Raw genomic sequence first — 3,260 nt, 5'->3', positions numbered from 1 at the left:
ACAAATTATGTTTAAAATCTTACGAATCATGATTTGTGCGACCTTTTTGATTGGTGTTAGTACCAACTTTGTGGTTGCACAAGGCGTTACGACATCGGGCATAAATGGTAAAATCACTGACGCAAATGGTGATCCCTTACCTGGTGCAACGATTATTGCAGTACATCAACCCACGGGATCACAATATGGTAACCTATCGGGTGCAGATGGTTTCTTCAGAATACCCAATATGAAAGTTGGGGGGCCATATAAAATCACAGTTAATTTTATTGGTTACCAAACCTATGAGGTAAATGATATTCGGTTAGCGCTAGGTCAAAAGCTGTTTCTGGATATACCGATGGATGAAGCTAGTACTCAACTTCAGGAGGTAATTATTTCAGCCAGTACGACTGATGTATTTGATGGCAACCGAACAGGTGCTGAAACTGCCTTAAACACGGATGACATCAATTCTGCACCTACTGTAGGAAGGTCGCTGGGAGATTTTGCCAGATTTAATCCACAAACAATCATCAATGAGGGGGGTGATGGTCTTGAAATTTCTATTGGTGGTATGAACAATCGATACAATGCCATTTATATAGATGGAGCTGTAAATAACGATGTATTTGGTTTGGCAGCCAGTGGTACTAATGGAGGTCAAACTGGTGTTTCTCCAATATCGCTTGATGCAATAGATCAATTTACTGTGTCAGTAGCTCCTTTTGATGTGCGTCAATCTGGTTTTGCCGGAGGTAGTATAAATGCCGTAACCCGAAGTGGTACAAACGAATTTGAAGGATCCGTTTACTATTTCTTTAGAAATCAGGATCTGGCAGGAAAGACCCCTTTTGAAGATGAGCAGGAAGATGATATCGAAAGAGAAAAGCTTGCTGATTTTACCGCAAAAACCTACGGTATACGTCTAGGTGGGCCCATAGTGAAAGACAAGGTGTTCTTTTTTGTAAATGCTGAATTACAAAGAGACGAAACTCCGCAACCCTTTAATTTTGATAATTATAATGGTAATGCCACCCAGGCAGATATCGATAATTTAATTAGCTTTCTAGGTTCTCAATACAATTATAACCCGGGATCTTACTTGAATAACACCGCGTTTTTAGAAAGCGATAAGGTGATAGCAAAGTTTGACGTAAATTTAAATCAGGATCATAAGCTTACAATCAGACATTCTTACACCAAAGCTGAAAATCTTGAGGCTAGAAGATCAACATCCTCGGGTCTACGGTTTTTAAATGGTTCTGAGTTCTTCGTTTCTAAGACCAACTCGAGTGCTATTGAGCTTAGATCTCTTTTTGGAGACAACATAAGCAACCACCTTACGGTTGGAACTACCTTTGTGAGAGACGATCGTGATCCATTTGGCGATCCGTTTCCTGCTGTATTTATTGATGATGAAGATGGAGGTATAACCTTCGGATCAGAAACGTTTTCTACCGCAAACCTGCTCGATCAGGATATTATCACTATCAATAATAATCTTGAAATATATAGAGGAAGGCATACTATACTTGTTGGAGCCAATGCAGAATTCTATTCTGTAAAAAACTTATTTATCCCTTTCAATTACGGAGATTATAATTACTCCCGTCAACGTGGAGTTAATTCTGTCGGACCGACTTTCTTAGACGACTTTTTGAATGAAAGACCCGCAAGTCTTTACCAATTTAGTTACGGACTTCAAAGCTCTGTAAATGGTGACGAGACAGAAGGCTCAGCAGCGGAGTTTGATGCCTCTCAGCTCGGGTTTTATATCCAGGATGAAATACAGGCCAACGATAAGTTGAAACTTACGGTGGGCTTACGGGCAGATATAAACTTTTTTAATGACACCCCTGCGAATCCTTTCTTCAACGACCAGGCTACTTTAGATCAGTTTCCTTACAACTTACGTGGAGCTAGAACAGGAGAGTTTATCGATCCGCAGGTTTCATGGTCGCCACGGGTTGGTTTTAATTATGATGTGCGTGGAGACAGAACCTTCCAGATGAGGGGTGGAGTTGGTTTATTTACCAGTCGAATTCCACTGGTTTGGCCTGGTGCAGCTTATAATAATACAGGCCTCAACACCGGGTTCGATTTTGAGAGAATTGATTTTACAACACCACCGGTGCTGGAGCCAGACATTAACAATCAGCCAAGAAATATTGGCGTGGGTGAATTGGAACCGAGCGGTAATATCGATTTGTTTGTAGATGACTTTAAAGTACCTCAGGTACTCAAGTTTAATCTTGCAGGAGATAAAGCTTTACCTGGCAATGTAATATTGACTTTAGAAGGTATTTACAGCAAATTCTTAAATAACGTCTATTATCGCAATATCAATGTAGATATTCCAACCGATAGAGCCACAGGTACGCCAGACAACAGATATATTAATTACGAAGATAGAATAGACGGTACTTATGGGAGAATATTGCTCGGTAGTAATACGAGCAAGGGTTATACATACAACCTCAGTGCTTCAGCCACCAAACCATTTGAATTCGGATTGAACGCTACGATATCTTATTCGTATGGTGATGCCTACACGATCTACGATGGTACCTCTTCTCAAAACTCCTCTCAGTGGCGTGGTTTACATGCCACCAATGGGCGTAATTATTGGGAGGAAGTACAGCGATCAGACTTTGCTCAGGGCCATAGAATTTTAGCAAATCTTAGTTATAAGAAAGAGTATTTAGGATTTGCAGCTACACAACTTTCCTTGGTTTACGAAGGGCAATCAGGCAACCCGTATAGTTATATCTATGGTGACGGAGACGATATAACCGGAGAAGATTCAAGAAATAGAGAGCTGGTTTATGTGCCTAGAAATGCAAATGAAGTTGTTTTTGGAGAATTTGATAATGCCAGAGGAGAAGTAGTGCTTGCCGATGATGCAACCGCTCAGGCACAATGGGAGGCACTTAATGCATTTATAGAAGATGATGATTACCTGAGCGATCGTAGGGGGAAATATACTGAAAGAAATGAGTCCAGAACCCCGTTTGAAAGTATTATCGATGTGAGGCTGCTTCAGGATTTTTATTTGGAAATGCCAAGTGGAAAACGAAATACGCTACAACTATCTGTAGATATATTCAACTTCACCAACCTACTCAATAAAAAATGGGGTAAACGATACAACTCGCAATCAGGCGGATATGAGTTGTTGCAGTTTGAAGGTTTTGCTCCTGGCTCAGATACTCCCGTGTTTTCATTCGATGAATTTGAGCAAAATGAAGCATTCTATGGAGACCTTGACGATTCTGGAG

The 3,260-nt window shown here is 40.6% G+C and carries 1 protein-coding gene; it reads left to right on the top strand.

Annotated elements, in window-relative coordinates; translation table 11 throughout:
- Positions 1-7: 7 nt before the first annotated feature.
- Positions 8-3,260: TonB-dependent receptor (locus E1176_RS03480; RefSeq protein WP_155209184.1), on the top strand; the 3,253-nt coding region annotated here is incomplete at its 3' end.

This window comes from Fulvivirga aurantia (assembly GCF_009711475.1).
Classification (GTDB): Bacteria; Bacteroidota; Bacteroidia; order Cytophagales; family Cyclobacteriaceae; genus Fulvivirga; species Fulvivirga aurantia.
Note: the sequence above shows the minus strand (reverse complement) of the source record. Positions and strands in the feature narration are given on the sequence as shown.